Below are 26,150 nucleotides of genomic sequence, written 5' to 3'. Positions count from 1 at the left end.
GTGACGCAGAGCGTGGGAACGATAATTGCCTGGGGACTGAATAGTTAATTAATTTAAGTAATTATAACCGTCTTTTCATTTAGGTCCCGGTGATTACGACACAAAGCGTGGAAACCTAGCAGTATCAAAATCGTCCAAGATCCTCGATAGACATATCCCATACCTTAGAATTTCGTGATATACCCCACACCCTAAAATCGGCGAAACTGCTCAAACTGGGAATTGCTGTGATATACCCATCGCAGATCAAAATTCGGCACCAGGGTGTCCGTCAAAGGACGCCGTGAATACATCCCTGTAAGCTCTATGCCAGCTCCATGCTGGCAAAGCCTTTGCCGCACACCCTGGCGCCTCCTCAGGCACTGCCGAAATTTGAAGTGCGAAAGGTATAAATAACATCCTGGAACTATGAGCTTTGTTGAGGGTTCGGCAGCAATTCCCAATTTGAGGATAAAAAGGGTGCGGGGTGTGCGTGGCGAGGATGTCTCGGCGGCTTTCCCTGCCGCCGACACCTGCCAATCGAGCTACCGAACCCTCCAAAAATAAGGAAGTTATTTTCGACCAAATCCTTATTATTCTTAGACGGTTTTTCAATCAAAAGGGAGTAGCTTGATGCACGCGGGGAAAAGGTCTCTTTAAGTCTATTCGGATCTAGCTCGATTTGTATTTAGCTTTCGAGAAAGATAGCGATTTTCCTGGCGCAATTCGTAAATATTAAACGCATCGCCGATTACTTGGCAAAGCGCTTCGTCTTCCCACGGCTTGGTCAGAAACTTGTAGACTTCGCCATGATTGACCGCATCGATCACGGAATTTAATTCGGTATAACCCGACAGCACGATGCGTATCGTGTCGGGGTAAATGTCCTTGATCCGCCTTAGAAATTCGGTTCCGGTCATTTCCGGCATGCGCTGGTCGCAAATGACAACGCCCGGTTGATGAATCGCCATCAATTCGAATCCTTCCTTGATACTCGTAGTGCCGACGATGCGAAATCCCTTGCGTCGTAATACGCGCGTCAATGCCGAAATGATATTCGACTCGTCGTCGATTAGTAATAAGACCCGTTCCGGCTTCTCGATTTGCTTGGGCGGAATACTTCGGCCCTCTCGTAATAACAAGGTAAAATCATCGGCCGGCAATGGGCGGCTGAATAAGTAGCCCTGGATTTCTTCGCAGTTGATGCCGCGTAAAAAACCCAGTTGTCCTTCGGTTTCGACGCCTTCGGCGATGACTTTCAAGCCTAAACTGTGCGCCATTCCGACGACCGCGCGAACGATCGCCGCATCGCTTGGATTAGAAGTGAGATTAGCTACGAAGGATTTATCTATTTTGATCCGGGCAACCGGAAGCCGCTGCAAATAACTGAGCGATGAATAGCCGGTACCGAAATCGTCCAATGCGAAACCGATGCCTTCCGCCGATATCTCGTGCATCGTACGGATGACTTTATCGGCATCCATCAGTACGATGCTCTCGGTCAGTTCCAATTCCAGCCATTGCGGTTCAAGACCGGTTTTCTCGAGAGTTCGCTTGACTATGTTCGGAATATCGCCGCCATGAAATTGTCTAGCCGAAAGATTGACCGCCATGCGCAACGGCGGGAGTCCTTCGTCTTGCCATTTTCGATTGAGCCGGCAAGCCTCTTGCAGCACCCATTCGCCGATCGTGTTTATCATGCCGTTTTCTTCGAGCAGCGGGATGAAGTTCAGCGGCGAAACCAAGCCGTAATCGCGGCTTTGCCAACGCAGTAAGGCTTCGGCGCCGATGATTCGGCCTGTCGATAAATCCAATTGCGGTTGATAATGCAAAATGAATTCATTACGCTCCAGAGCGCGGCGCAAGGCGGTGTCGAGATTCAGTTGCCGCCGCGATCCTTCATCCATATCGGCGAAGAAAAAACGGCAAATAGTGTCGGTGTCGGGGGAAGAGGCGGCCAGTATGGCGTGCTTGAGAACCTCCGCCGGTTCGCCGTCCAATGGAAATCTTGCGATGCCGATAAACGGGTCGAGATAGTACTCTTGCCCGTCGATCTCGACGGCCTCGGCCAAGACCTTATGAATTTCCCAGGCCAGCTCTTCCGCGACATGCAAACCTTCCGGATCTTGCAATAGCAGGGCGAATTTCGCCTCGTCGATGCGAGCGCGAGGAACGGCCGGCAATACCGATTCGAGTCTGTCGACCAGAGTCCGAATAATCGCCAGGCCGGTATCGGGTTCCAGTAAATGCAAGACGATTTGTAGCCTGCGAAGGTTAACGACCATCACGACGACTTGATGCGCGTTTCCGTTATAACAAGATTCGTTCAAGCGTTCTTCGAATAGCGCGCGGCTAGGGAGGCCGGTTTGGGAGTCGTAATAGACGAAATAGCGCATCTTACTCTCGGCGGCGGTCCGCTTCTCCTCACGGCGGATAATGTCGAGCGCGAACGAAATATCATCCACCACTTCGAGCAATAGATTGATTTCGGCGTCGCGGAAAAAGCCCGGCTCTTTCGCCGCGATATTGAAAGAGCCGACGGTCTTGCCTTCAAGCCGTATCGGAAAGGAGGCGCCTTCAAGCAAGCCTAATTGCTCGGACATTTCGGTCCAGGATGAAAAGCGCGACCCGCCGGCGGTCTCCTTGTCGTTCGATAAGACGTCGAATTTGCCTTCATTTAAACTCTTGAGCTGAGTTACCGTGACGTTACCGGCAGAGGCGACCGGTATCAGGCTTCCAGTTTCCGAGTCGATCAAGCCTATCCAGGCAATCGCGAAACCGCCGCTTTCGATGGCGATGCGGCAAGCTGCAAAGTAAAGTTCCTGAGGGTCTTTGGTGCGGATAATACACCGGTTGATATGGCTCAACATGGTATAGAGCCGGTTCCTCCTCTCTAGCTCCGTTTTCGTGTGAGTTTCGCCGATAGGCGTATCACTCGATGCCATGACAGCCTCCCAGCAATTGATTGATACAGCCTTGTAAGGCCCAGCGGTCTAAAGGCTTGGTCAGGATCACGGAGATCCCGGCCGAAGTCAGGCGGGCGCGCGAACCGTCGTCATCGAGCGCCGTCAACATCACGATAGGGATTCGGCCGGTAGCGGCATCGGCTTTGAGCCGCCTGACCACTTCGAAGCCATCCATGCCCGGCATCATCAGATCGAGCAAAATCAAGTCGGGCGGGTCGAAATCGACCGCATCCAGCGCGGCTTGTCCGGACTCCACGCTACGAATATCGTAACCATTCGGTTTTAAAAGGCTTTCCACCAGTTTACGGTTAATCGGGTCGTCGTCGGTAATCAAGATTTTTTTAGGTATTGTCATGGCGTTCTTCCTTTGGGAGGTTCATCGAAAGCGTTTTTTCAACTTCTCCAAGAAAATTTTTGTACTGAATCGGTTTGGCGATATAGCCGTCGCAACCGGCCGCGATCATTTTTTCCTCATCGCCTTTCATTGCGAAAGCGGTCAATGCGACGACTTTAATATGCTTTGTAGCATCCGCTTTTTTCAAAAGACGAGTCGCTTCAAGACCATCCATGTCGGGCAATTGAATGTCCATCAGAATTAGGTCGGGCAAATATCTTTGCGCCAGCGCGATGCCGTCTTCGGCGTTGTCGGCCCGCAACACCCGGTAGCCGGCCTTTTCAAGCAGCATGCAGACGAGTTTCATATTGATAAACGTATCTTCCACTACCAGTATTTGCGCAGTCATATTGTTCTCTTGTTCAGTCGCAAAGATCTTCGGACTTCGTTGGCGAAACTCTTGTGATTGAAACTGGATTTTTCCATGATGGTCTCAACGTTTCCGTTCAAGACGGCGCGGTCTTCAGTCGTCAAAGTCTTCGCTGTTACCACTACAATCGGAATATCGGCGGTGTCGGGGCTCTGCTTCAGTGCTTCCACGACATCGAATCCGTTGATATCTGGCATCATCAAATCCAACACCAGCAGATCGGGTCGTTCGCGTTGAGCCAGAGCGATGCCGTCCTTGCCGCCATAGGCCTTCAATACAATATACCCGGGTTCGAGCAGATAAGCTGATAACAGGTCCACGGATTTCGGATCGTCGTCGACGACCAAAACTTTGACGCCTTCCATCGGCGTTACCGGTCTTAATTTTGTCAGCACGTTAACCAATTCGTTTCGGCCTACCGGCTTTTGCAATACCGCGCTGGCGCCCAGAGCGAAGCCTTTTTGCGCGTCTGCGACTATCGATACGATGACCACCGGAATGTTCGTTGCGGGGCTATCGGATTGTTTGATAAGGGCCAACAGTTCCCAGCCGTCCATGTCCGGCAAAAGGATATCCAGAATGATCAGCGAGGGCTGTAGGCGCGCCAGGAGTTCAAGTCCCGCTGCAGCATTTTCGGCAAGCGCTATTTCGAATCCTTCCGGCTCCAATTGCAAGCGGATCAACTCGGCGGCGACCGGGTTATCTTCGATCACCAGCGCCAATGAATGCCCGGAGTCCAACTCGTTTTGCCGGTTAGAGGGGAGCCGCTCGATATGATCGGCACCGATATCGCGCCAGGGCAGCCAAACGAAGAAACGGCTGCCCTGTCCCGGCGTGCTGGCCACGGCCATGGTGCCGCCGTGGAGTTGGGCTAGTTTTAACACTAACACCAAGCCTAGCCCGGTGCCTTCGCTTTTACGGGACAGTGAGGAATCCAATTGCGAAAAGGCGTGGAATAGGCGAGGCGCATCCTCGACCGAAATTCCGATGCCGCTATCCTCGATTTCGAATTCCATAAATTGCTCGAAGTGGTTTACCGGTAAAGGCATTCGCAGACAAGTTTCCGCATCGGAAGTCCAAGCTTCGACATCGAGGCGGCTTACCTTGCGGTACCGTAGTGTCACCCGGCCATCTTCATGCGTAAATTTGACCGCGTTGGACAGTAAGTTATAAATGATCTGCTTGGTCTTACGTCCGTCGAGCATGGCCGGCCCTATCGGTTCTGCCGTTTCAAGCTGCAGCCGGACGCGGTGTGCCGCAGCCTTTTCCTTGACAATAGCAAGACTATTGCGCAGTAAATCGTCGATATCGAGCGTGTCGAGATCCAAGGCCATCTTGCCGGCTTCGATTTTCGACAGATCGAGGATGTCGTTGATCAACGAGAGTAAATGCTGGCCGCTATGAAAGATGTCGGTGACATATTCACGTTGCTCCGGCGTCATTTCTCCGATCAGCTCGTCTTTGAGTACTTCGGAAAAGCCGATGATTGCGTTAAGCGGCGTGCGTAATTCGTGGGACATATTGGCCAAAAATTCGCTTTTGATGCGGGATAAGGTTTCTGCTGCTTCTTTGGTCTGAAGCATCGCTTCTTCGGCGCGTTTTCGATCGGTGATATCGTAAACGGTCGATCGGCTTGATAAATAGCTACCGTTTTCGTCGCGAATCGCGGAAGCATTCAGTAATACCGGTAAAATCGTGCCGTCCTTGCGCAGCATCTCGAATTCGAGCTCGCGTACCCAGCCTCGTTTTTTGAAAATAGAAAAATTTTCCTCGAATACCTTTTGGCTCGATGGTGTCAAGAGATCGAAAAAACGCATATTACCGATCACTTCTTCCCGTGCGTAGCCCAGCCAAGCCAGTTCGGTGTCGTTGATGCGAATGAAGCGTCCCTGTTCGTCCAGCGAATGATAACCGCATGGCGCTTTGTTGTAGAGGTCTTCGATTTCGTCGGCTTGCCGGCTCCGGGCTTGATCGCGCAGTCTGCAAATACCGTAAGTCAAATCGGCAGCAGCCTCCTTCAATAATTCGATTTCGACGCTGTCGAAAGCATCGGTTTCCGTGGCATAGATGCTGAGCATGCCCAAAGTTTGATGACTATCGATCAACGGTAGTGCGATGCAAGAAGCGAAGCCGCATTGCAAAGCCGCCTCTCGCCAGGAACGGTATTCCGGCGCCATGGCGATGTCGGGCACGACTATTGGACGGCCTTCGGCTATGGCTCGTCCGCAAGCGCCATGGCGCGTACTATCATTTCCCCAGCTTAGGTTTAGGCGGTCGACATAGTCCCGATCGCTGCCGGCGTGCGCCACAGGTTCGATGCTTTTGTCGGTATCGTGCTTGGCAAATCCCACCCAGGCCATTCGGTAACCGCCTTTTTCCACGATCATACGGGTGATTTCATTCAGCAAGCTTTGTTCGTCCTCGGTATGCAGCATGGCTCTGTTGCCGGCGCTCAAGACATTCAAGGCGCGGTTGGCGTGCGACAGCGCCCGGTCGGATTGCATCAGGCGGGCCTCGCGGCTCTGTAATCGAGCGGCCGTTTGATCGAATATGCGCGCGAGACGGCCGATTTCGTCATCGGATTTATCGAGGTTGGCGCGCGCGGACCAATCGCCTTCGCCCAGACGTTGCGCCGCATCGGTTAAAATATTCATTCGATGCAAGACCAGCCATCGGCTGCCGAACCAGGCAATTAACAATGCCGCAAAGCTAGCGGCCGATAATACGGCGATGTTTCGATACATGCGCGATTCTACCAGCTCGAAAAAAACCTTTTTGGGCACGCCGACCCGCACATGGATGCATTTATCGTTGATCCATAGCACGGGTTCGGAGGCATAGATTCGTGAAATGCCGTCCACACCCTTAAGTTCTTCGAATGCCCGGCAGTTGTCGTTCGGTATTTCCCACGCCGGCGCGGATCGTCCTGTCCATTCGTAATCGGTATCCGGAACGCGCAGCAACACGGTATTATCGGTATCGATGAGCGATACCACGGTCTCGTCCGACTGTAATAACGGTGTTAGTGCCGCCTGCAGCCAAGACAGGTCGATCGAGGCATAGAGTACTTTCAATAGCTTTCCGTCCTCTGTAAAGACGGGGTGACCCATGATCAATTCGGGCGATTTTAAAGGTAGACCAAAGATGATATCGCCGATGGCGAACTGTCGGCTAGCGATGGCGCGGCGAAACCATAATCGTTCGGAAAAATTGGCAGGGTTCTCGAAATTCAGTGCATTGCATAATAAATTACCTTCGCTATCCGTCATGCCGATGTCGGCGAATAAAGGATTTTGGCGATGAATGCGCGGCAAGGATTCTTGACAGAGAGGCAATAATTCGGGAACGGTGACATAAGGTATATTCGGTAATAGCATCAGCAATTGCCGCGTTTCTTCGAATAGCCGGTTTTGTTTATCGGCGATCCTCGCGGCTAGAGCCCGTGTTTGTTCTCGAGCTTCTCGTTCGGCAGCCTTATGATCTTCGATCGCCGAATAGATGATTAAACCGAAAGCCGGAATCGACGACACAAAAACCAGCAACAGCAGGCGGCCTCTAAGGCCGATCGACAAGCTTTTGCGTAAAGCGGCAGGCAACAGTTGCTGTAATGTGTTTTTCATGAATTCGCCTTGCTTAATCGATTAGTTAAGCTGAAATGAATGTTAGGCTTGCTCCCGCGTAAAAAAACTACCTACAACACAGTGCATCGCTCCTTTTTTGGATAAAGGTTTTTCCTCGTTTCCACGGAGAACCGCTCGTCGTCATACATAAATTGTAGGGTACGCTGCGCGTACCTTCATGCTCGTTAAGCACCGAATCCCTACCCGGATCAAACCTTAAAGGCTTGTGTTAAGCATTGGTGAAGTTGCCGTGGTACGCATAGCACTCCGGTAATAACGATTTCTAACGTCGATTCTCTTTCTTATATGAAGATAATGCACCTTATCTTCTTGAGAAATGAGACAGCTATCACATATTTATTTCTGTTGACATTGCTTAACCCGGACAAGCCGAAGCCCCAAAGGCAATTGTCTTGTTAATAAAGCAACACCTTTTGCGTAATCGTCCGCAGACAGGGCGGAATACGGGAGATTTCAGGCTTCGAAATTTTCGGATTCCATTTCACTAAATCCGGGTTGCTCCGCTTAAAAATCCAAAGCTTCGATTCGTTCATGAGCTTTACCGGAAAAGCTTTCCTCAAAGCACCCTAACACGCCGGCTTCCCGGGCCAGGCGTCGGAAGTTTTCGGAGCGGTTGGTGGTTTCCGAGGCGAACAGGATGAGCTCCAATTCCAAAGGCGGCATCGCTTTCATCAGATTTTTAACGAGCTGCGGATTGACGCCATTACAACCGAAGTCGCCGAGCGACAAGGCTCTCGAGAAGCCGTAAAACTGCTGCATACGGCTTTCGCATAATTGACTGTAACGCAAGCGATGCCTTTCGTGCTTGAGCGATTCTTTGATCGCCAGCGCCGCCGCCGCCGCATTGTATAAGGCATTTTGCACGCCGTGAGAAAATACCGGGTCGACAAAAGCCGCAGCATCGCCGATGCAGTAATAGTTTTCGCCGCAGATATTGTCGGAATAATAAGAATAATTCGGCCTGAATTGCAGCGAGCCTTCAATGAATTGTGCGGTTTCTAGCAGACGGCTCAAGTGCGGCAGTTTTGTGCAGACGTTCAGAAAAAAAGCTTCCCGTTGCTGGCGATCCATGCCTTTGGTGCGCTCGGTCGGCGCGATAAGGCCGACGCTGGTTTTGCCGCGCAATACGATATGCCAGATCCAGCCGTCTTCAAAGGACATGACAAAGGTAACCGGCTTGACTTTTGCCAGCTCGTCTTCGCTATGGCTTTGGCGGTCGACGCCGACAAATCGTGAGTCTGTAAAATAACCCCACAACGATAAAAAATTAGTTTGCGTACTGATAGTCCGGCGGGTTTTAAACTGGTTGGCCAACAAAGAGCTCGGGCCGCTCGCGTCGACGACAAAGCGGCAACGAATGCTGCCGTCATCGTTACTGCTGCCGCGCTTGTCGGTATAGTGTACTTTCGGCCAACGGCTGTCGGAAAGGTCGATTTTTTTGACCGCGACTTCGTGAAACACCCGGGCGTCGCAGCTTTGGGCATGCTTTAGCAGGATGTCGTCGAAAATATCGCGCTCGACATGCAGGCCGGGGCGGGTATAACCGAAGTCCGAAAAGCGGATTTGTTTGATTTTGCCGTTCCAGGCCGTGATGCTGCCGGCTTTAGCGAGAAAGCCTTCTTGTTCGATTTTTTCCGATACGCCGGTCATATCGGTAAATTTCCAAATATGCGGAATCAGGCTTTCACCGACTTGGTTGCGAGGGAAAGTCGCCCGGTCGAGTAACACGACATCGATGCCGGCTTGCGCCAGATGTGTAGCCGCGCTGCTACCGGCCGGGCCGCCGCCGATCACCAGAACGTCGCATGAGCTGGGGATAGCAGTCATAAAATGACCTTATAAATCGCCCAAAACAGCCTTTGCAGTCGGATGCATCATCCATTCGGCGACATCTCGGCCTAAGGTTTTAACGCAGCGACCTAAAATGGCGCAAGTGCCTTTATAGGCGCCGAACATGCCGCCTCCGGAATAACGGCGGGCCTTGAAATCGCCCAACTCTTTGCCGTTTTCAGTGAGTGTTCCGGTAATCGTGACGATTTTAGGGCCTGACCATGCTCCGCCGGCAGCGCCTTGCACTTCATCGATCGTGACTGTCAGAACTTTCGCGTCCGCCGGTCCTGCTTCGGTATCGGTCAGGATGGTTGCATAGTTCCGCGCGGCATTTTCTTTGATGAACTGAGATAACTTGCCGTCTAGGTTGCATTCTTCTTTGACTGCGCCTCGAATATAAGATTCGTCTTTAAACGCGATCGGTTTAATGATCAAGGTGCCGGTGCCGCTGGTTTGTATCGGCTGACTGGCGGATTTCGAGCCTTGCGAAGCACAACCGCTCAAACCCAACAGAAAAACCGATAAGACCAAATAAGTTAATTTCATCATTTACCTCCTCTTAGTATTAATAAACAAGCGTATAAGCATAGCGTAAGTATTCAGTCCCACAGCAATTATCGTTCCTTCGCTCTGCGTAGGAACGATAGAGGGGTGTGAATAATTAGCTCTTCATGATCAATACGGCTTTTACCATTATATATACCCGTCAACCATACGCTGTATACTGTTCATAAGCGAAGCTTTAAAAGCGGCATCATTTGCCCAAAGCTTATAGAAGTCCAAATCATCCTTTCGTTTTTGTAACATGATTTCCTTCACCATTTTTTCAAAAGCCAAATGCTGGTTGTGGGGATCGGCGCTTTCCAGATACTTACTTTTAAAATCCGGATGCTTAGTCAGTGCATCTCGCATACTCAATAAACGAATTCTTTGCTCTTCAGGCGTCACACTCCACCCTTGGAACCAGCGCTCATTAAAGGTACGGATGATTTCGTCTAGCGGATCAGCCTCTTTCTCGCCGCCATGCGCACCGCGAGGATTAGGGTTTTGCGGGTCGAGCTCTGTTTCTTGATCGTTCAGCTTGATTACATGGTTGAGTTTCACACGTTGTAAACCGTATGAGCTCAAGTCTACTGACTCCAGCAGTTCATCGATGGCATCCGCATCAGGGTCTGCCACTTTTAGTTTAGGGATCAAGAACTTCAGGAACCAGAATAGCTTTTCCCATGCCACCATCTCATAAGGCATGATCGATGCCATTTGGCCGTATATCTTAACAAACTGCTTGGCCTTGATTTTGAAGTCTATTTTAGCTTCAGGCGCCAGTTCCAATTCGCTCTCAAATCTGGCCGCTGCGGTATCAATAATCGGACTTAACGTTTGCGCGTCTTCATTGTTAAAAAAACGCGCAACAAAATTCTCTACCTCGTACCACTCATATACCCCTACCTCGTCCAGAGCATCCTTTAACTCATGCAGAACATTGATATCGGTTGCCTGAGACAACGAAGTCGCCGTATAGAACGGATCAAATGCAGCCTGAATATCTTCAGCGGAGTTAAAGAAATCCAAAACAAACAAGTCTTCCGTTTTTTTACCCCACTTCGGCGCACTACGGTTAAGGCGGGATAGTGCTTGCACGCACAAAACGCTGGCGAGTTTTTTATCGACATACATGGCGCAAAGCTTGGGTTGGTCAAAGCCGGTCAGGTACTTATTGGCAACCACCAATAAGCGATACTCATCGGTATCAAATTTGTCTTTGGTGTCGGTTTCTGCAAAGCCGTTGATATCGGCTTCGGTGTACTCAATACCGTCCACTTCCTTGGTGCCGGAAAAGGCGATTAGAACCTTAAACGAATTGCCTTGCGCTTCCAAAATACGACGAATGGCTTTGTAGTAGCGGATCGCTGCCTCAATATTTTGAGTCACCACCATCCCTTTGCCCTTGCCCTTAAGCTTTTTGGCATTCACCACCTGTGGAATGAAATGCTCAAGCATGATTTCGGCCTTGGTATCGATGGTGTGCTGGCTTCGCTCAACATAAGCCCTTAACTTTTTCTGTGCCTTCTTTGTGTCAAACTCAGGGTTCTCGGCAATGGATTTTTCAATCTCATAGTAGCTTTTGTAGGTGGTGTAGTTGGCCAGCACATCCAAAATAAAGCCTTCTTCAATCGCTTGCTTCATCGAATACAGATGAAATGGTTTGAATGTGCCGTCTGCTTGCTTCTGGCCAAACTTCTCTAAGGTGCTGTTTTTCGGGGTTGCCGTGAACGCCAAATAAGAGGCATTGCCACGCATTTTGCGTGAATTCATGGCTTGCAGAATTTTGTCTTGCGCATCTTCCGCTTCTTCGACATCTGTGCGCCCCATGGCTCGGTTCATGCTATCGTGCGCCGAACCCGACTGCGAGCTGTGAGCTTCATCAATAATCACGGCAAAGCGTTTATCACTCAGATCGCTAATGCCGTCAATAATAAAGGGGAATTTTTGAATGGTCGTGATGATGATCTTCTTGCCATTCTCTAATGCCTGTTTCAGCTCGGATGACTTATGTGCCGGGGCGATGATATTTTTGACCTCAGAGAATTCCTTAATGTTGTCTCTGAGTTGCTTATCCAATAAACGCCGATCTGTGACAACAATCACCGAGTCAAACAAAGGTTGCTCCAGACCTTTGCCACCGGATACCGCTTCCGACGCAGGGTAGGTTTCAATCAACTGATAAGCCGCCCAAGTGATCGAGTTTGACTTACCTGAACCGGCAGAGTGCTGAATCAAATAAGTCTGACCGACGCCGTTGTTCGAGGCATGATCGACCAACTTTCGAACAACATCCAACTGATGGTAACGCGGGAAGAAGAGCGTTCGCTTTGGCAATGGATCTTTGCTGCCGCCATCTAGCCGAACAAAGTGCTGAATGATGTTGACAATACTGTCTTTGGTGAAGATCTCTTCCCAAAGATAAGCTGTTTTATGACCCTGCGGATTTGGAGGATTACCCTGGCCCAGATTATGCCCTTTGTTAAAAGGTAAGAAGAAGGTACTTTCCCCAGCCAATTTGGTGGTCATGTAAACCTCATCCGTATCCACCGCCATATGCACCAAGCAACGTCCAAACGTCAGTAACGGCTGTGTTGTATCTCGGTCTTCACGGTATTGTTTCAGGCCGTGATAACGCGCAGTCTGCCCCGTCCAAGCATTCTTTAGCTCAAGCGTGACCAGAGGAATGCCATTGATGAACAGCACCATATCGATCTCTTGCAGCGGATTGGCAAGCGAGTACCGAACCTGTCTTGTGCAGCTGAAAATGTTATTTGCAAAATTCTGCGTTACTTTCTCACTGCTACTGGCGAGTGGTGCGGGATACAGCAGGTTAAAATGCGCATCATCGACACTTAAGCCTTTTTTCAATAGATGTAAGATACCGTGCTTTTTGATCAGTCGGTCATAACGTTCAAGCAGCTTACGTTGCCAATCGCCCGGGTTGTTTTTCTGAAGCTTGGCCAGCTCTTGTTCCTGAGTTTTTTCCAGAAACTGCCAGAAGAAACGTTCATCGATGGCGTATTGCATATTGAAATCAGCCGGTATTCCAGCAACATAACCGCAGTGCGGCGCAGCATAAGGCGGCACAACCATATCGGTTATACCTCCTTTCTTAGCTTCAAGACAAGTGCCGGTTAACGCCAGCTCAATCGCCGCTTCTAAGGCTTGTTCATTGGTTTGACTGACCATGTTTATCCCTCTGTTCTTGGTTTACTACTTGCCAATAGCCACCCTTTTTAGGGCCCTGATAGACAAGACGCTTTTGCTGTTTCAGTTTGGCAACGGCGCGTTCAATGGTACTGAGCGAATGCCCCAATTGCACCGCCACATCGGCTAATGCCATTTCGGGGTGGTGTGCCAGTAGTGCCAAAATCTTTTCCGGGGTTTTTACCCGCGTTTCTACCCGCGTTTCTACCCTCGTTTTTTGCTGTGAGTCCGATTCGTTGGCCAAGGTTTCTTGCAGAGTTACAGCAATGATGGCCAACATAAATTCAATAAAGGGCGCACAATCCGAGCGGGCTGTGCTGTCGCGCAGGGCTTGATAGTATTCCGCCTGATGTTGGTGGATCAGGCTTTCAACGGGTATGTCGGTAAACACGGGCTGCCACTGGCTTAAAATCAAGGTTTGCCACAAACGCCCCATGCGGCCATTGCCATCGGCAAAGGGATGAATAAATTCAAACTCGTAATGGAACACACAGCTCGTGATCAACGCTGGCGCATCACTGGTTTGCAGCCAGTTAAGCAGGTCGGCCATTAACCGTGGCACCTGATTGGCTACCGGCGCCATGTGCACCACCTGATTGCCCGACATAACGCCCACACCGCCTTGGCGGTAATGCCCAGCGTCTTCTAATAAACCCGCCATCAACACCTGATGCGCGTGCAGCAAGTGCTGTTTATTGGCGGGTTGCCACTGGCTCAGATAATCGTAGGCCTTCAGTGCGTTCTGCACTTCCAGCACTTCTTTGGGTGGGGCAATGATGCGCTTACCCTCTAAAATAGCGGTGATCTGGGCTTCGTTCGTAAGCGTCCAACCGAGCCACCTATTCGTGCTCGACAGAACATGATTTAATCCCCGCGGTCGAACGGCAACAATTCGTCGATCCGGCTATTGGGCCAGGTGGGTAGTTTTTCCAGGGTTTCATTTAACCAAGCGGCCGGATCAAGTCCATTGAGTTTGGCGGTGCCGAGCAGGGTTTGAATGACGGCGGCCCGTTGGCCGGCACGTTCGGATCCCGCGAACAGCCAGTTTTTTTTGCCCAGGGCAATGGGTCGGATGGCGTTTTCTACCGGATTGTTGTCGATCGGTAAATCGCCGGTTTCGGCGTAACGCGTCAGGGCTGGCCAGCGTTTTAACGCGTGATCGATGGCTTTGGCGGACGCGGTATTCGGTGCGGTGCGCAACCGGGTTTGGTGCAGCCAGTCGTGTAAGTCCGTGAGTGCCGGCAGGCTTTTTTCGGCCCGAAGGGTTTGGCGTCCTAGGGACGTCAGTTCCCGCGCGTCGGCTTCTACCGCATATAAGACCGCGATACGATTTAACGCCTCCTGCGCGATCGGGCTCTGATTGGCCTGATACAGATCGAAGAATTTTCGGCGCACATGCGCCCAGCACGCCAGTTCGACGCACGGCTCGAGTAGGCAAGACGATTCGGGATGCGCACGCGCCGTCGCAAACAGGGCTTTGTAGCCACTGTAGTCATCGACCAGCAGGTGACCATGCCAGTCTTGTAGAAAGCGCTGCGCATGCCGGCCACTGCGACCGGCTTGGTAGTCGAAGACGAGGATCTTGGGGCCGGGTTGCAAGTCGTTGCTGCGATAAGCCCATAAATAGGCTTTCTTGGTTTTGCCGTTGCCGGGATCCAGTTGCGAAACGGGGGTTTCGTCGGCATGCAAGCTATCGCGTTGCCTTAGATGCCAAGCCAGGCGTTCCGCCAAGGGCTCCAGGGCGACGCCGAGGCGTCCGACCCAATCGGCCAGTGTCGAGCGGGACAAGATCACACCGCTGCGGGCGGCGATCTGTTCCAGTCGGTACAACGGCAAGTGATCGAGGAATTTGCCGATCAGCACCCAGGTCAGCAAGCCGACTGCCGCCATACCGCCGTCGATCACGGCCGGAGGAATCGGTGCCGCCGTGACGGTTTCGCAAGTCCGGCAGGCATATTGCGGGCGGATATGACGATGGACAAAGAATTTGGCCGGCTCGACATCCAGTTGTTCGGTGACGTCTTCGCCGATCTTGACCAAGTCCTTGCCGCATTGACCGCAAGTGCAGGATTCGGGTTCGTGACGGTGCTCGATGCGGGGCAAATGATCCGGTAAGGGTTGGCGGCCGGCGCGCGGACGTTTGGGGCGACCCGCAGTATCACCCGCCGGGTCGTCTTGAAGCTGCTCGACCTCGGCTTGGATAGCGGCAATGTCGGTATCGAAGGCTTCCTCGAATACGTCGCGTTGCAGCGGTGCCAGCGCTTCGCTCTTGGTGCTGAAGCGGATACGCTTGTAATAGGCCAATTCGTAGGTCAGGGCGCCGATTTTGAGGTCTTTAGCCTCAATGGTTTTGGCGTCCTGAGCGGCTTGATCAAGAAGCGCCTGAAGCAACGCCGCGACATGATTTTTCGCGGCGGGCTCTAGGTTCAATTGATCAAGTTCAGCCAGTGGATTCATGGGGTTTATTATACCCTATTAAGCCCTCTGAAGCACTTGATTCAACTGGGTTTCTACGATTTTTTACGTGTTTTTTTTCAGGCCTTTTAGACTTGCCAATCGGCTGACGATGACGCCGATAAGCGCTGCCAATCGACACCGGCAATCAACCATTGCCACTGCGCCTGACTCAGGGCAAATACGGTTTCGGAGGCCTTGGGCCAGGTAAACGAGCCTCGATGCAGACGCCGCTGACACAGCCAAACGCCATTGCCGTCCCACAGCAACACTTTCAAACGATTACCGGCGCGATTACGAAAAATAAACGCCGCCCCGGCGCACGGCGCATAACCTAAGCGCTGTTGGACAATCGCCGACAAGCCATCGATGCCCCGCCTCATATCGACCGGCTCGACCGCCAGCCAGATTTGCGCCGGACTCTCAATCAAGCCAGACATTGCAGCAGCTCCCCGAGCCAATGTGGCGATACACTGCCCGGTATTTCCAAAACGTGGCCTTGCGGCCAACGCAACGACAACGAACCCGAGGCCGTCGACTCCGGTTGCAGCCGGACCGGTATTAATGCAGGCGCATCGGAGTCCGCCGCTTGCCGAGCCAATCGGCACCAACGGGTAAAGGTTTTGTAGCTTAAACCGACCTGACGGCAATACGCTGATTTCGTCAATCCGCTGGCTTGCCAGGCTTCGATGTGATGTTTCTGTTTGTCCGATAATGCCATGTGCTCTCCTCGTGGAAAAATAATGAGGATAACAACGGCGGGAAAAATTTTTTAGATGGTGGCGTTGGACGCTTACCTTCGTTCAGGGTATTGCCCTCAATGGCTAACGAGCCTTGCACCGTGCGAATGCGGTTGGCACGGCGTAACCGCAGAGCGTTGTTCATTTCCACCTGCATGCTTAAACGCCCTATGGTCTCACTGATGCCGGCAACCTGCTTTAGAATAGCGGGCGTAATGGTGTAAGGCGGGTTATAGAGCATGTTCACTACCTGCTAGATGGTGTTGTTTCAGTGCCTCTGCCGCCTTTTGTAGGCTACCTTTTAAGGCTTGTTCAAATTTACTCATCTGTTCAAGATGCCAGGCGACGGCTTTTGGCCAAGTCTCTTTGTTGTAGCCATCTACCTCAACGCAGAACTGGATACGAGACATCTTTTTATCGTCTAGCCGCATCCAGTGCAGAGCATTCCCAAATCTTTGTTCGAGATCAGCTTTTTGGCCCAGCAAATAATCGAACAAGAATTTATTATCCTCGGTTTCACTGCGGCTGATCGACAGTTCAACCCGTAGTTCTTTTTGCAGAAAAATCAGGTTGTAAGGGCAACCGCTCAAACCAGAACCGGCTGATAACCAATGGTCATTGCTAGGGCTAATATTGTTATAAAGTTGACAAGGGCTTTTCTGAAAAGCCTCTAAGGCGCGTTCCCAGTATTCCCGGCGAACGGTATGACGGTTTTTTAATACCACTTCGGTACTTTTTTCTTCCGCTTCTTTGGCATTAATGCCAATCATCAGTTCTTTGGCTTCTGGTGTCGGGATAATCTGGTCAATATTAATCAGTAGCTGCTCACCCAGTGAATAGGGGGTGATTTTGAAGCAGGCGATGCTAATCCCTTGGCCCAATAACCACAGTGCGGTGCTGGTCACTTCTTTGCGAAAGTTTGCCGCAACTAACATAATGCGCTGGCTATTCCCCAGGTTGAGCTTTAACTCATCCAAATCAGGCGCATCCAAGAACTCGCAAATTCGGCTTGAGGCACTTTGAGGGGCATTTAACAGGTCAACTTCTCCTGTCACTGGTTCATAGCGGTCCAAGTACTGCTGGTAAATCTCAACAATTTGTGCCTTGGTCAGGCTGGCGCAATAAGAAGCGTATTTAAGCGCCTGCCAAACCATATCGCGGCCACTGTCATCCAGCTTGTTTTCAATAATGACTAGGTTGCCATCTTTATCGAGCGCCAGTAAATCCAAGCGTTCACGGGTATCATCAAAACCATCGAACTCCTTTTGAATAATCAACAGCTCTTCGCCGAGTGCGTCAGGCTGGTGTGCTAACCATTCCTGAAGGTGCTTGCGCTCGGTAAAGCCCAATTCACTAAACTTCTTCGTTTTAACCGGACTGATTCTGTTGGTTTGATGATTCACCGTGAACATATTCGTGCGTCCTATTGCTCGACCATTTCTTGCGTGATCTTGATCTTGCCTGTCACGGCGCTGTTGATCAGGGTGGTTTTGTATTCTTTGAGTTTTTCTATTTGCTGTTCTAAAAGAATCGATCCTTCATCCGAAGACTTCATAAAAGCATCAATGTAATTTGCAATCATAGCTTGCTCCTCAATTGGGGGAATAAATAGGTCAACTTGAGAAAAATTGTCAAAGTTAAGATCTTGCCCATCTCTAATAAAACTTGCTGTCTGCTGCAGTGCTTTGATGTATGAGGGCAGTTTCAATAGATACCCATAAAATGAAGGATCTATTTTTTCTGAAGCTTTAAGAACCACATACGAGGAACGAATACAACCTTGTGACCACGCCCTTTCCAGTCCCCCCTGAAAACTTCTCATACTTATAACGAAATCATCTTTTTCAACGTGTTTTCTTTTATCTAGGTGGAACAGGATTTTAACAACTCTCTTACCAGTCAATTCTTCATATTGTTCTTGCGGTATTACCCCGTAAGCCTGAGTTGCTGATAATTGCACATCTTCCTTCCAAGCTTTTTCCTTTCGCTGTGTAAACAAAAATTTACTTCGACGAACTTCCCAATGCGCTGGAATCATCCCAATCCAATCCACGCCCGAATCTTTCATGGGTACGTTGGGGTCGAGGCCTTGCGTGACCGCTTGCTGAACGATGATTTGCTTGCGCTCTTTGAGCAAGCTGATTTGCTGCTGCTTGATGGCAATGGCTTCGTCGATTTGGGCGGTTTTTTGGTCTAGGTATTTGGCAATGAGAGCCTGTTCGTGCTGAATCGGAAAAACAAATTTCACATTAACGAGCTTTTCTCTAGTCAAATGTGCAATGCTTACGCGATTTACGATTGCATCAAAATAACCTCTATTTCCACAAGAATACATTTGATAAAGGAAAAACCTATTATTATTCTCTTCAAACATTCTGACTCTGTGCGCAGAATTTTGTATATAGCATTCCGCTAGTTCACCTTGCCAAATGCAAGTTTTGCCTACTTCTCCACCCTCACTAAGAACCAAATCGCCAATCTCAAGTTTGTATAGATCTAGCTCCTCTTTAGAAAACCACATTTCATCTACCGAGCTAACATCAACTTTCAGCCATTGGATATTCTTTGACTTGAGGTATTGCCTTAAAAAGTATCCACCTTTATTGGATGGGCATAACATCTTACCTAGAACTACATTGGCACCATGCTTGAGTGGCTTTAAATCCCAGTGTTCAGGAATAAGACCAAGCCAATCCACACCAGATTCCTTATAAGCCTTATACTTCGGCATTTCTGCAATAGTTACCATAATTGTATCTTCCTAATTTTGCAGTTTTTTCGGCTTTGAACTTGCCCAATGTGAACGCTTTCAAAATTCATCCGCAATGGGGATCAGAAGAGTGAAATGGGTCCAGCTTAATTGTCGCATCAGTGGTGCGACATTGTTTTCATCCGGAAAAATTGCCGAAAATTGCATCATCTTGCGTAGGTTTTTCTCGCTAAAACTCTTGCCGTAATCAGCAGTCAATTGTCGCGACAGCGATGTGACAATCTTTTTCCCATAGTCAGCGCGCTGCCCTTGCAACACTTCTTCGTTGATTCGCTTTCCAAGTTGCCAATATAAATACGTCATTTGCTGGTTCACTTCTTGGGCGATCGTATTACGCGTCTTTTCAACCAACGCTTTCACCTCAGACATGAACTCATGGGGCACGCTAGCCATCTCATGTTTCATACTGTGTTTTCCTCGGATAGATTTTTTAAACCCAAAATATTTGCGATCAACCCTTCCGCCTGCTGTTCCAGGTGAATAATGTCGGTTGCAACTTCCTCTAATGAACGCAGCGGCTTATGACGATAAAAGTATTTGTTAAAGCTGATTTCATAACCGATTTTCACCGAATCGAGGTTAAGCCAGGCTTCGTCGACATGGGGCTGTACTTCATTCACAAAGTATTGATGAATAGCGGAATGCTCACCCTTGGCTGGGTAAGCCAGCGGGATGGATTCGCTGTCGCGCAGGTCGGCGCTGCTTTCATAGGTGATGAATTCATTGCCCTTGAGCAGATAATAACCAAAATCGGGTAAATCGGCTTCGGTGCATTGGTAGCGTTCGAGCAATTCAGTCATTTTGTCGTTACTGAGTTTAACCACTTTTTTCACCACCTTGGCGGCGCTGTCGTCGTACCAGCTTACGGCGTTTAAAATGGCGTTTTTCTCTGAGGCGCTCAGTTTGGTTTTTTGCGCTTTAAGTTGGGCTTCGACTAATTCTTTAAACTGGTTGTAGTCATTGTATTCCTCCTGTCCGATGGCGGCCATCAGCTCGGTGGCGACGCGGTGCTGGGCTTGCAATGACAGCCAGTGTTTCACATCCAGCAATTTGCTTTTGGCTTTGGTGTTTAGGCTGATGTCGTTGTCTTCGCACCAACTGAGAATGGCTTTGTCGATGGATTTTAAAAAGCCGGCGTCGTAGACGCGCTCGCCGTGTTCTTGGTAAAGGTGCTCCATCACTTCGCTAAGGGCTTTATCAAAGCGCAGCGGCGCGATGGCCTCTGGCGTGAATTGCGCTTTGCGCCGGTCAGGGCGCTCAATGCTGACTTTGTAATAGCCAAAGTCGGCATTGTTAAACACCTTGCTGGCCAGGCCAATGGGGTCTTGGTTGTCGTTGAGTTGGCGTTCAACTTCGGCGCAGGCCAAATAGGTATGGGTGATTTCTTCAATGTGCTCGGGGGCAAATTCGCAGTTTTTGTTACCCAGGTTTTTGCGCAGTTTGCGAAACAGCAGGCTGGCGTCGATTAACTGCACCTTACCTTGGCGTGATTCAGGTTTGTTGTTGTTCAAAACCCAGATATAGGTGGTGATACCGGTGTTGTAAAACAGGTTATTCGGTAATTGCACGATGACATCCAGCCTATCGTTTTCGATGATGTAACGGCGAATGTTGCTTTCGCCACCACCGGCATCGCCGGTAAACAGTGACGAACCATTGTGAACAGAGGCGATACGGGTGCCGAGCGGGCTTACGGCCGGGTCTTTCATCTTGCTGACCATTTCCATCAGGAACAGCAGCTGACCATCACTGGAGCGAGGCGTGGCATCAACCACTTCCTCATTGCCCCAGTAGTCTTTCAGGTTTACTTTGAAACGCGGGTCAATCACATCACTACCGTCTTTGATGTGCTTCTGTTCACCGGCCCAGCTTTTGCCGTAGGGAGGGTTGGACAGCATGAAGTCGAACTTGGTACCGGCAAATTCATCGGTAGACAGGGTTGAGCCTTCTCTGATGTTTTCCGGGTTATTGCCCTTAATCATCATGTCGGATTTGCAGATAGCGTAGGTTTCGTCGTTGATCTCTTTACCATAGAGATACACATCACGATTGTCGTTCGGGTATTTTTCTTCGATGAAGTTTTGCGATTCGGTCAACATACCGCCACTGCCGCAAGCCGGGTCGTAGACAGTCATGGTCAGTGGAAGCCGGTCTTTTACCGGGTCAAAGACCAAATGGGTCATCAGTTCAATCACTTCCCTGGGTGTAAAGTGTTCTCCCGCTTCTTCGTTATTTTCTTCGTTGAATTTGCGGATCAGCTCTTCAAACACATAACCCATGCCCAGGTTGGTCAATGCTGGCATTTTGTTGCCATTCGGATCTTCAACGGATTCGTGCGTTAGATTGATATAAGGCGAGACAAACTTTTCGACGACATCCAGCAGCACTTGCTTTGACGCCATGTGGCGAATCTGAGACTTCAAGTTAAAGCATTCAATGATTTCTTTGACGTTGTCGCTGAAACCGAGCAGGTATTCTTCAAAGTTTGCCAGCAAGATTTGCTGGTTGTTCGTTGCGGTATTGAAGAGTGACTTTAGCGTCCACTTGGACGTGTTATAAAACACATAGCCACTGGCGGCTTTTAACGGTTCGTCGTCCAACTCTGTGGCTTGCATTTCTTCTTTCTGAAATTTTACTTCTTCCAGCACCGCTTCTTTGGTTGGCTCAAGCAGGGTATCGAGCCGACGCAATACCACCATAGGCAGAATGACATCACGGTATTTGCCGCGAACGTACACATCGCGCAGACAGTCGTCGGCGATATTCCAGATAAACGAGATCAGCTTATTGTGTACACTGTGGTCCATTTTTTTTCCTTTGAGTGCCCGGTTTCATCGGGAACTGATTCATTTCAGATGTTGTTCAATTTTTTTAAGGATTGGGTCGTAAATAAGTTCCCCATTTTACGGAGGGTTCGGTTGCTCGATTGGCAGGTGTCGGCGGCAGGGAAAGCCGCCGCCAAGCCTACACGGACGTATTCACGGCGTCCTGCCAAGCGAGTTATCGAACCCTCAACAAAGCGCATAGTTCAAAGACGTTATTTATCACGAAATCCTAAGGCTTCTGATGTGTGTCATTCAAACCATTAGCCCGAGCGCCCCGGCGCCGAAATTTGATTAGATAACGACGAGCGCGGAGCGTGAAAGTTATTCGGGGATGTTGTTTTTTTACCGTATCTTCAAGCATCCTCCCGGTGCTTGATAATCAGCGGACAAAACAAAAAGCCCAGCAACACGCCGAGCACGACGACACCGGCCAGAATTCTTAGCGACGTGCTCTCGGCTGTACCTAGACAACCGAAAGCCAGCGCGCTGGTCGACATCGAGGCGGCCATCGCTTGATAGGTTAGTTTGATATCGCCGCCGCGATTTTCCTGGTAAAAAATACCGTAATCGACACAGATTGCGACGACCAACAGAAAACCGACCAAATGCAGAAAACTGATCGCCGCGCCGCCGAGCGACCAGAGACTTAAAATGAACAGCGCCGCCAGTACCGCCGGCAATAGGGTTTGCAGCGTTTTTACCAGGCTTCGGTAGCGCACGGCCAATAGCAGCACGATAATAAATAAACCGGCCGCCAGCAAAGTTTGCGCCCGCTCGGTATAGTCGCGGGTCATGTCGTTGAGCATATCTCGCTGGCTGAAATAGCGTGCATCCTCTATCGTAGCTAGCGCCGCCCGTAGCGCTTCGGGTTCATGTTCGGCCAGCCAGATCATCACGACGCTTTGACGCTCCGTGCTGATGATGCGGCTGTCGATCAATCTTTTGACCGGCGTTTCGAATACCTGCTCTAATGTCAGCGCGTCCTGCTTCGGATAGTCGAACCGACCTAGCCGTTCGACCGACAAGCCCTGTTCTCGCAGCGCCTGTTGCCAAAGCTGCCGATTGGCGTCGGTCAGATGGTCTTGCAATAGGGCCTGATTAAGTTCTTGCTGACGTGTCGATAGTAACCACGGATACAGGCCGAAATACTCGTTTAGATCGCCTTGTTGTTTTAATCGATCCAGCACCGGATAAACTTGCTCGGCTTTTTGCAGTGCGGTTTCGATGTCTTGCCCGGTAATCAGCAAGAAACGCCCCGGCTCGATGCTGACCATACGCGCCCTGATTCGTTTATCGTTTTCTTTCAGATAATCCAGTTCCGGCGTTAGATCCTGCATGTCTTCGAGCCAGCGTAACGACGGCAAGGCGAACAACGACGAGGCCAGCAGCACCAATAATACCGTCAATAGCCAAGGACGAAAACGCGCGCAGAAATTTGCCCAACGCGCGACTAGCGGAACCGTTAACGTTCTGCGGTCGCCGTCCGCGACCAAGCCAGGCAGGATGAAGCGAGTCAACAATAAAGCGGCAATGATACCGGTGCCGGCATAGACCGCTATTTGTTGAAATCCCGGATAACCGGACGCGCCTAAGGCGGCATAACCGACTAAGGTCGTTATGCCGCCCAGTAACAGGCTGGGCCAGATTCTAATAATTGCCGCGGTCTTGTCCTCGGCGCGAACCGTTTGCGCGTGCGCAATCGCATGTATCGGGTAGTCGATGCAGATACCGATCAGCGTGGAGCCGATCGCGATCGTCATGCCGTGCACATAGCCGAACACCCAAGCGGTGGTCAGTATCGCGCTCAGGATCACGATAATTAATAAGGTGAACACTTGCAGTAGCGCCCCGAACGAACGAAACAACAGCAGAAACAACGCCATTAGCGCGAGCGAAGAAAGGATACTGATTTGGACGATATCGCCCTGAATCAATTGTTGCGTTGCTGCCGCGAACACCGGAACGCCGGTCATTTCCAGTCGCCATGACTCCGGCCGGTCATGCATCAGTTCTTTGAAGGCTTGTTCGATCGCCGCCTGAATTCGGCTTTGTTGCGGCGCGTCCAATCCGGCCATTTCGGTTTCCAGGATCAGATTCCGGTATTGCGTATTGGTGATGCCGGCTTGTTGCATTTGCGCACCGACGGTGCGAAAGCCGTTCAGCGTCAATAACAAGGGATCTTGCAAGGCGATGCTTTTGACCATCGCGCCCTGCGGAGACAATAGCGCTCGTTTCAAAAACTCGGCTCGTTGCGCCAAGCCTTGCGGCGTGAACAGCTCTGCCAAATCCTGCTCCGGCTTAAGGCTGTACAGCGCGCCGGCGTAATCGCGGTATAGCGCTTGCACCGCTTCGATGTTTTGGTTTTGTCGTTCGGGCGACCAGACTTCGAGCACGCCGTCGATGGCATTCAATCGGTCCTGCAATGCTATTATGAAAGCGCCGCTCACCGGCTCGCCTGTATCCGAACCGACCGAAATCAGATAGCGCCGCGACAATGCACCGGACTGCATTTCGCTCGCGAGCAACAGTTCCTCGGCATTGTCGCCGGCGATGATGAAGGCGGAAAGATCGGTCTTGAATTCGACCGTCAGTGCCACCAGTAATGCCAACAGCGGCGGCAACAGATAAAACAGGCTATTGCGTCGGTTCGGCAAATCAGTTCCCCTGCAATTCTTTATACAAGCGATTCACTTCGGTTTCGATCGCCTCGCCTTCAGCATCCTTGCGCAACAAAAATTCGCTGAAATCGCCGTCGGCCTGCCTGATTTCGATACGCTCGGCTTGTTGTCCGGGCTGGCCGGAAATAACGACAGTCAGTCCGGACCGGTCGCCGCGCCTGGGTTTCAGCGTCATCAGCCAGTCTTGCTCCCGGGCGTCGAAATCGACGCGATACACCCGATGCAGCAAGGCCACATCGGCATTGACCAAGGCATTGAAAAAGGCGATATGCAAGCTTAACGGATTTGCCGCGTCCAGCTCGCCGCGATGGCGCAAATTATTCACCGGATCGAAATATAACATCCGGTCGCCCTTGATTCCCATCAATACCCGCTCCGGTTGTAATTGCTCCTTGATCATCAAATCCGGCGCAAGCGAGTACAGATATCCGCTGCCTTGCCAAGGTTGGTCGATGAGTTCCAGTATGCGGGTTTCTCGATAGGCGATTCGAACCGCCGTATCCGATTGCATCCTTTGCATGACTTTCCACTCGGTATCGACGGCATGGGCAGCATTTGCCGGCAATAAGACCGGCAGCAGCAAAAGCAATTTAAGGCAAGACGGGTTTTTGATAGGTTTTTTCATTTAGAGTGTTTGTTCATGCAGCTTGATTTTACGGATGCTCATCTTAAATCCGGCAGTTTAACTATGAAGTTTATCAGTAAGAGATAACTTTACATTTTTCGCACGGAGAGAAATCTTATGTAACCTATACCTATCGCACTTCAAATTTCGGCATTAGCGTATGGAGGCGTCGGGGTGTTCGGCAAAGGCTTTGGCAGCATGGATGCTGTCATAGAGCCTACATGGACGCATTCACGGCGTCCTTTGACGGGCACCCCGACGCCGAAATTTGACTGGCAAAGGGTATAAGTTCGGTTTAAGAAACCAGCCAGTATCAGGCATCTCTTCCAGAAGACGCCGTGAATACGTCCATGTAGGCTTGAGCGCGGCATCCATGCCGCGCACACTTCTTCCAGAGCCACCTGATACTGTCTTAACTCCCTGGAATGTATGACTCTTTTATCCCGAGCTGAGGCCATGTAAAGCTATTGAATTAGCTTATTTTCCTTCAAGCCAAGATATTGAGTGGAAATCCGCAAATAACCGAGCTTCCAGAGATTTTTACGTTGATTGGTGATTCCTCATCTTTCAATTTTTTTAGATAACGGATATCGGAATCGATAAGCCCGGAGATTGGCGTCGGCTGGCACATGAGATGCCTTGCTATGGAAGACTCGATGCGCCGACGAACTCTTGCAGTCGAATCCAAGGGAAGTAAAAAAATGTCGAACAGACGGACATATTGGCTGATAATTGGTGCAAGTTCGTTATGTCGCTCGATAAATTCTCCAAAACAGTTTTGCCGATTCGATTTCCACAGCCCATCCCAGAGTAAAATTTTTTTGCCCGCTTGCAAAGCATCAGGGTCGTAAATACGCTCGTAGCCACTCAATGTGTTGACAGTATGCTCTTTAATGCGTTTTGAATATGAAGCGCCTGTTTCTCCGACATAGGTTGCCAGATAACCCATATTCGCTAGATGAATGGCATAAATGTAGATTCCTCTTTTTGATGCATTCGGTAAATTAAAAAAATTACCTTCATGCGCCGAACAAATTTTAAACGGTCCAATAAGTTCCAATTGCATTGATTGTCCATGCTGTAAAAAATAATTGGAGGAGTTATTATGTAGGTATCTTCAGTGTC

General features: G+C 50.3%; 18 protein-coding genes. All 18 read right to left on the bottom strand.

The annotated features are described in order from the left end of the window. Window positions 1-641: 641 nt before the first annotated feature. Window positions 642-2,924 (bottom strand): EAL domain-containing protein, encoded by a 2,283-nt coding sequence (locus MEALZ_RS18065; protein WP_014150096.1) that lies wholly within the window; start codon window positions 2,922-2,924, stop codon window positions 642-644. Beyond that, the gene (locus MEALZ_RS18060; RefSeq protein ID WP_014150095.1) at window positions 2,911-3,300 is read right to left on the bottom strand and encodes a response regulator; all 390 of its coding nucleotides are present in this window, start codon (window positions 3,298-3,300) and stop codon (window positions 2,911-2,913) included. The genes MEALZ_RS18065 and MEALZ_RS18060 overlap by 14 nt, the downstream gene beginning before the upstream one ends. Next, window positions 3,287-3,688, bottom strand: coding sequence for a response regulator (locus MEALZ_RS18055; RefSeq protein WP_014150094.1), 402 nt, complete (start codon window positions 3,686-3,688; stop codon window positions 3,287-3,289). The genes MEALZ_RS18060 and MEALZ_RS18055 overlap by 14 nt, the downstream gene beginning before the upstream one ends. Beyond that, complete coding sequence (locus MEALZ_RS21080) at window positions 3,685-7,329, bottom strand: response regulator (RefSeq protein WP_014150093.1); 3,645 nt, start codon at window positions 7,327-7,329, stop codon at window positions 3,685-3,687. The genes MEALZ_RS18055 and MEALZ_RS21080 overlap by 4 nt, the downstream gene beginning before the upstream one ends. Before the next feature lie 525 nt (window positions 7,330-7,854). Next, window positions 7,855-9,177: an NAD(P)/FAD-dependent oxidoreductase gene (locus tag MEALZ_RS18045; RefSeq protein WP_014150092.1), complete on the bottom strand. Its 1,323-nt coding sequence runs from the start codon at window positions 9,175-9,177 to the stop codon at window positions 7,855-7,857. 9 nt (window positions 9,178-9,186) lie between these two features. Further along, window positions 9,187-9,729 carry a hypothetical protein gene (locus tag MEALZ_RS18040; protein WP_162472989.1) on the bottom strand — a complete coding sequence of 181 codons (543 nt, stop codon included), beginning with the start codon at window positions 9,727-9,729 and terminating at the stop codon, window positions 9,187-9,189. 144 nt (window positions 9,730-9,873) lie between these two features. Then, window positions 9,874-12,915: a type I restriction endonuclease subunit R gene (locus MEALZ_RS18035; protein WP_014150090.1), complete on the bottom strand. Its 3,042-nt coding sequence runs from the start codon at window positions 12,913-12,915 to the stop codon at window positions 9,874-9,876. Continuing rightward, the gene (locus MEALZ_RS18030; RefSeq protein ID WP_198482311.1) at window positions 12,896-13,681 is read right to left on the bottom strand and encodes a Fic family protein; all 786 of its coding nucleotides are present in this window, start codon (window positions 13,679-13,681) and stop codon (window positions 12,896-12,898) included. Before MEALZ_RS18030 ends, MEALZ_RS18035 begins: the two co-directional genes overlap by 20 nt. A 116-nt stretch (window positions 13,682-13,797) precedes the next feature. After that, window positions 13,798-15,390 carry an IS66 family transposase gene (gene tnpC / locus MEALZ_RS18025; RefSeq protein ID WP_014150088.1) on the bottom strand — a complete coding sequence of 531 codons (1,593 nt, stop codon included), beginning with the start codon at window positions 15,388-15,390 and terminating at the stop codon, window positions 13,798-13,800. Between the two features lie 86 nt (window positions 15,391-15,476). Next, window positions 15,477-15,827, bottom strand: a complete 351-nt coding sequence (gene tnpB / locus MEALZ_RS18020) for an IS66 family insertion sequence element accessory protein TnpB (RefSeq protein ID WP_014150087.1) — start codon at window positions 15,825-15,827, stop codon at window positions 15,477-15,479. After that, a complete protein-coding gene (gene tnpA / locus MEALZ_RS18015; RefSeq protein ID WP_014150086.1) occupies window positions 15,815-16,108 on the bottom strand; it encodes an IS66 family insertion sequence element accessory protein TnpA in 294 nt (97 codons plus the stop codon). Before tnpA ends, tnpB begins: the two co-directional genes overlap by 13 nt. Before the next feature lie 249 nt (window positions 16,109-16,357). Further along, complete coding sequence (locus MEALZ_RS18010; protein WP_456299093.1) at window positions 16,358-17,530, bottom strand: DUF4268 domain-containing protein; 1,173 nt, start codon at window positions 17,528-17,530, stop codon at window positions 16,358-16,360. 20 nt (window positions 17,531-17,550) lie between these two features. Then, complete coding sequence (locus tag MEALZ_RS18005) at window positions 17,551-18,876, bottom strand: restriction endonuclease subunit S (RefSeq protein ID WP_014150084.1); 1,326 nt, start codon at window positions 18,874-18,876, stop codon at window positions 17,551-17,553. A gap of 60 nt (window positions 18,877-18,936) precedes the next feature. Continuing rightward, a complete protein-coding gene (locus tag MEALZ_RS18000; protein ID WP_014150083.1) occupies window positions 18,937-19,302 on the bottom strand; it encodes a DUF1016 N-terminal domain-containing protein in 366 nt (121 codons plus the stop codon). After that, a complete protein-coding gene (locus MEALZ_RS17995) occupies window positions 19,299-21,704 on the bottom strand; it encodes a type I restriction-modification system subunit M (RefSeq protein ID WP_014150082.1) in 2,406 nt (801 codons plus the stop codon). The genes MEALZ_RS18000 and MEALZ_RS17995 overlap by 4 nt, the downstream gene beginning before the upstream one ends. Window positions 21,705-22,075: 371 nt before the next feature. Continuing rightward, on the bottom strand, window positions 22,076-24,376 hold the full coding sequence (locus tag MEALZ_RS17990; protein ID WP_014150081.1) for an MMPL family transporter: 2,301 nt from the start codon (window positions 24,374-24,376) through the stop codon (window positions 22,076-22,078). A 1-nt stretch (window position 24,377) separates the two neighbouring features. Next, window positions 24,378-25,025, bottom strand: a complete 648-nt coding sequence (locus tag MEALZ_RS17985; RefSeq protein WP_014150080.1) for a LolA-related protein — start codon at window positions 25,023-25,025, stop codon at window positions 24,378-24,380. A 487-nt stretch (window positions 25,026-25,512) separates the two neighbouring features. Then, window positions 25,513-26,091: a hypothetical protein gene (locus tag MEALZ_RS17980; RefSeq protein WP_014150079.1), complete on the bottom strand. Its 579-nt coding sequence runs from the start codon at window positions 26,089-26,091 to the stop codon at window positions 25,513-25,515. Window positions 26,092-26,150: the final 59 nt, after the last annotated feature.

The organism is Methylotuvimicrobium alcaliphilum 20Z, from assembly GCF_000968535.2.
Classification (GTDB): Bacteria; Pseudomonadota; Gammaproteobacteria; order Methylococcales; family Methylomonadaceae; genus Methylotuvimicrobium; species Methylotuvimicrobium alcaliphilum.
The sequence above is the reverse complement of the archived record's forward strand: the minus strand, read 5'-3'. Positions and strand labels throughout refer to the sequence as shown.

Bases quoted from the DNA above. Each gene is read 5' to 3' on its own strand.
- MEALZ_RS18065 (WP_014150096.1), bottom strand. From the start codon at position 2,924: ATGGCATCGAGTGATACGCCTATCGGCGAAACTCACACGAAAACGGAG.
- MEALZ_RS18060 (WP_014150095.1), bottom strand. From the start codon at position 3,300: ATGACAATACCTAAAAAAATCTTGATTACCGACGACGACCCGATTAAC.
- MEALZ_RS18055 (WP_014150094.1), bottom strand. From the start codon at position 3,688: ATGACTGCGCAAATACTGGTAGTGGAAGATACGTTTATCAATATGAAA.
- MEALZ_RS21080 (WP_014150093.1), bottom strand. From the start codon at position 7,329: ATGAAAAACACATTACAGCAACTGTTGCCTGCCGCTTTACGCAAAAGC.
- MEALZ_RS18045 (WP_014150092.1), bottom strand. From the start codon at position 9,177: ATGACTGCTATCCCCAGCTCATGCGACGTTCTGGTGATCGGCGGCGGC.
- MEALZ_RS18040 (WP_162472989.1), bottom strand. From the start codon at position 9,729: ATGATGAAATTAACTTATTTGGTCTTATCGGTTTTTCTGTTGGGTTTG.
- MEALZ_RS18035 (WP_014150090.1), bottom strand. From the start codon at position 12,915: ATGGTCAGTCAAACCAATGAACAAGCCTTAGAAGCGGCGATTGAGCTG.
- tnpC (WP_014150088.1), bottom strand. From the start codon at position 15,390: ATGAATCCACTGGCTGAACTTGATCAATTGAACCTAGAGCCCGCCGCG.
- tnpB (WP_014150087.1), bottom strand. From the start codon at position 15,827: ATGTCTGGCTTGATTGAGAGTCCGGCGCAAATCTGGCTGGCGGTCGAG.
- tnpA (WP_014150086.1), bottom strand. From the start codon at position 16,108: ATGGCATTATCGGACAAACAGAAACATCACATCGAAGCCTGGCAAGCC.
- MEALZ_RS18005 (WP_014150084.1), bottom strand. From the start codon at position 18,876: ATGGTAACTATTGCAGAAATGCCGAAGTATAAGGCTTATAAGGAATCT.
- MEALZ_RS18000 (WP_014150083.1), bottom strand. From the start codon at position 19,302: ATGAAACATGAGATGGCTAGCGTGCCCCATGAGTTCATGTCTGAGGTG.
- MEALZ_RS17995 (WP_014150082.1), bottom strand. From the start codon at position 21,704: ATGGACCACAGTGTACACAATAAGCTGATCTCGTTTATCTGGAATATC.
- MEALZ_RS17985 (WP_014150080.1), bottom strand. From the start codon at position 25,025: ATGAAAAAACCTATCAAAAACCCGTCTTGCCTTAAATTGCTTTTGCTG.
- MEALZ_RS17980 (WP_014150079.1), bottom strand. From the start codon at position 26,091: ATGCAATTGGAACTTATTGGACCGTTTAAAATTTGTTCGGCGCATGAA.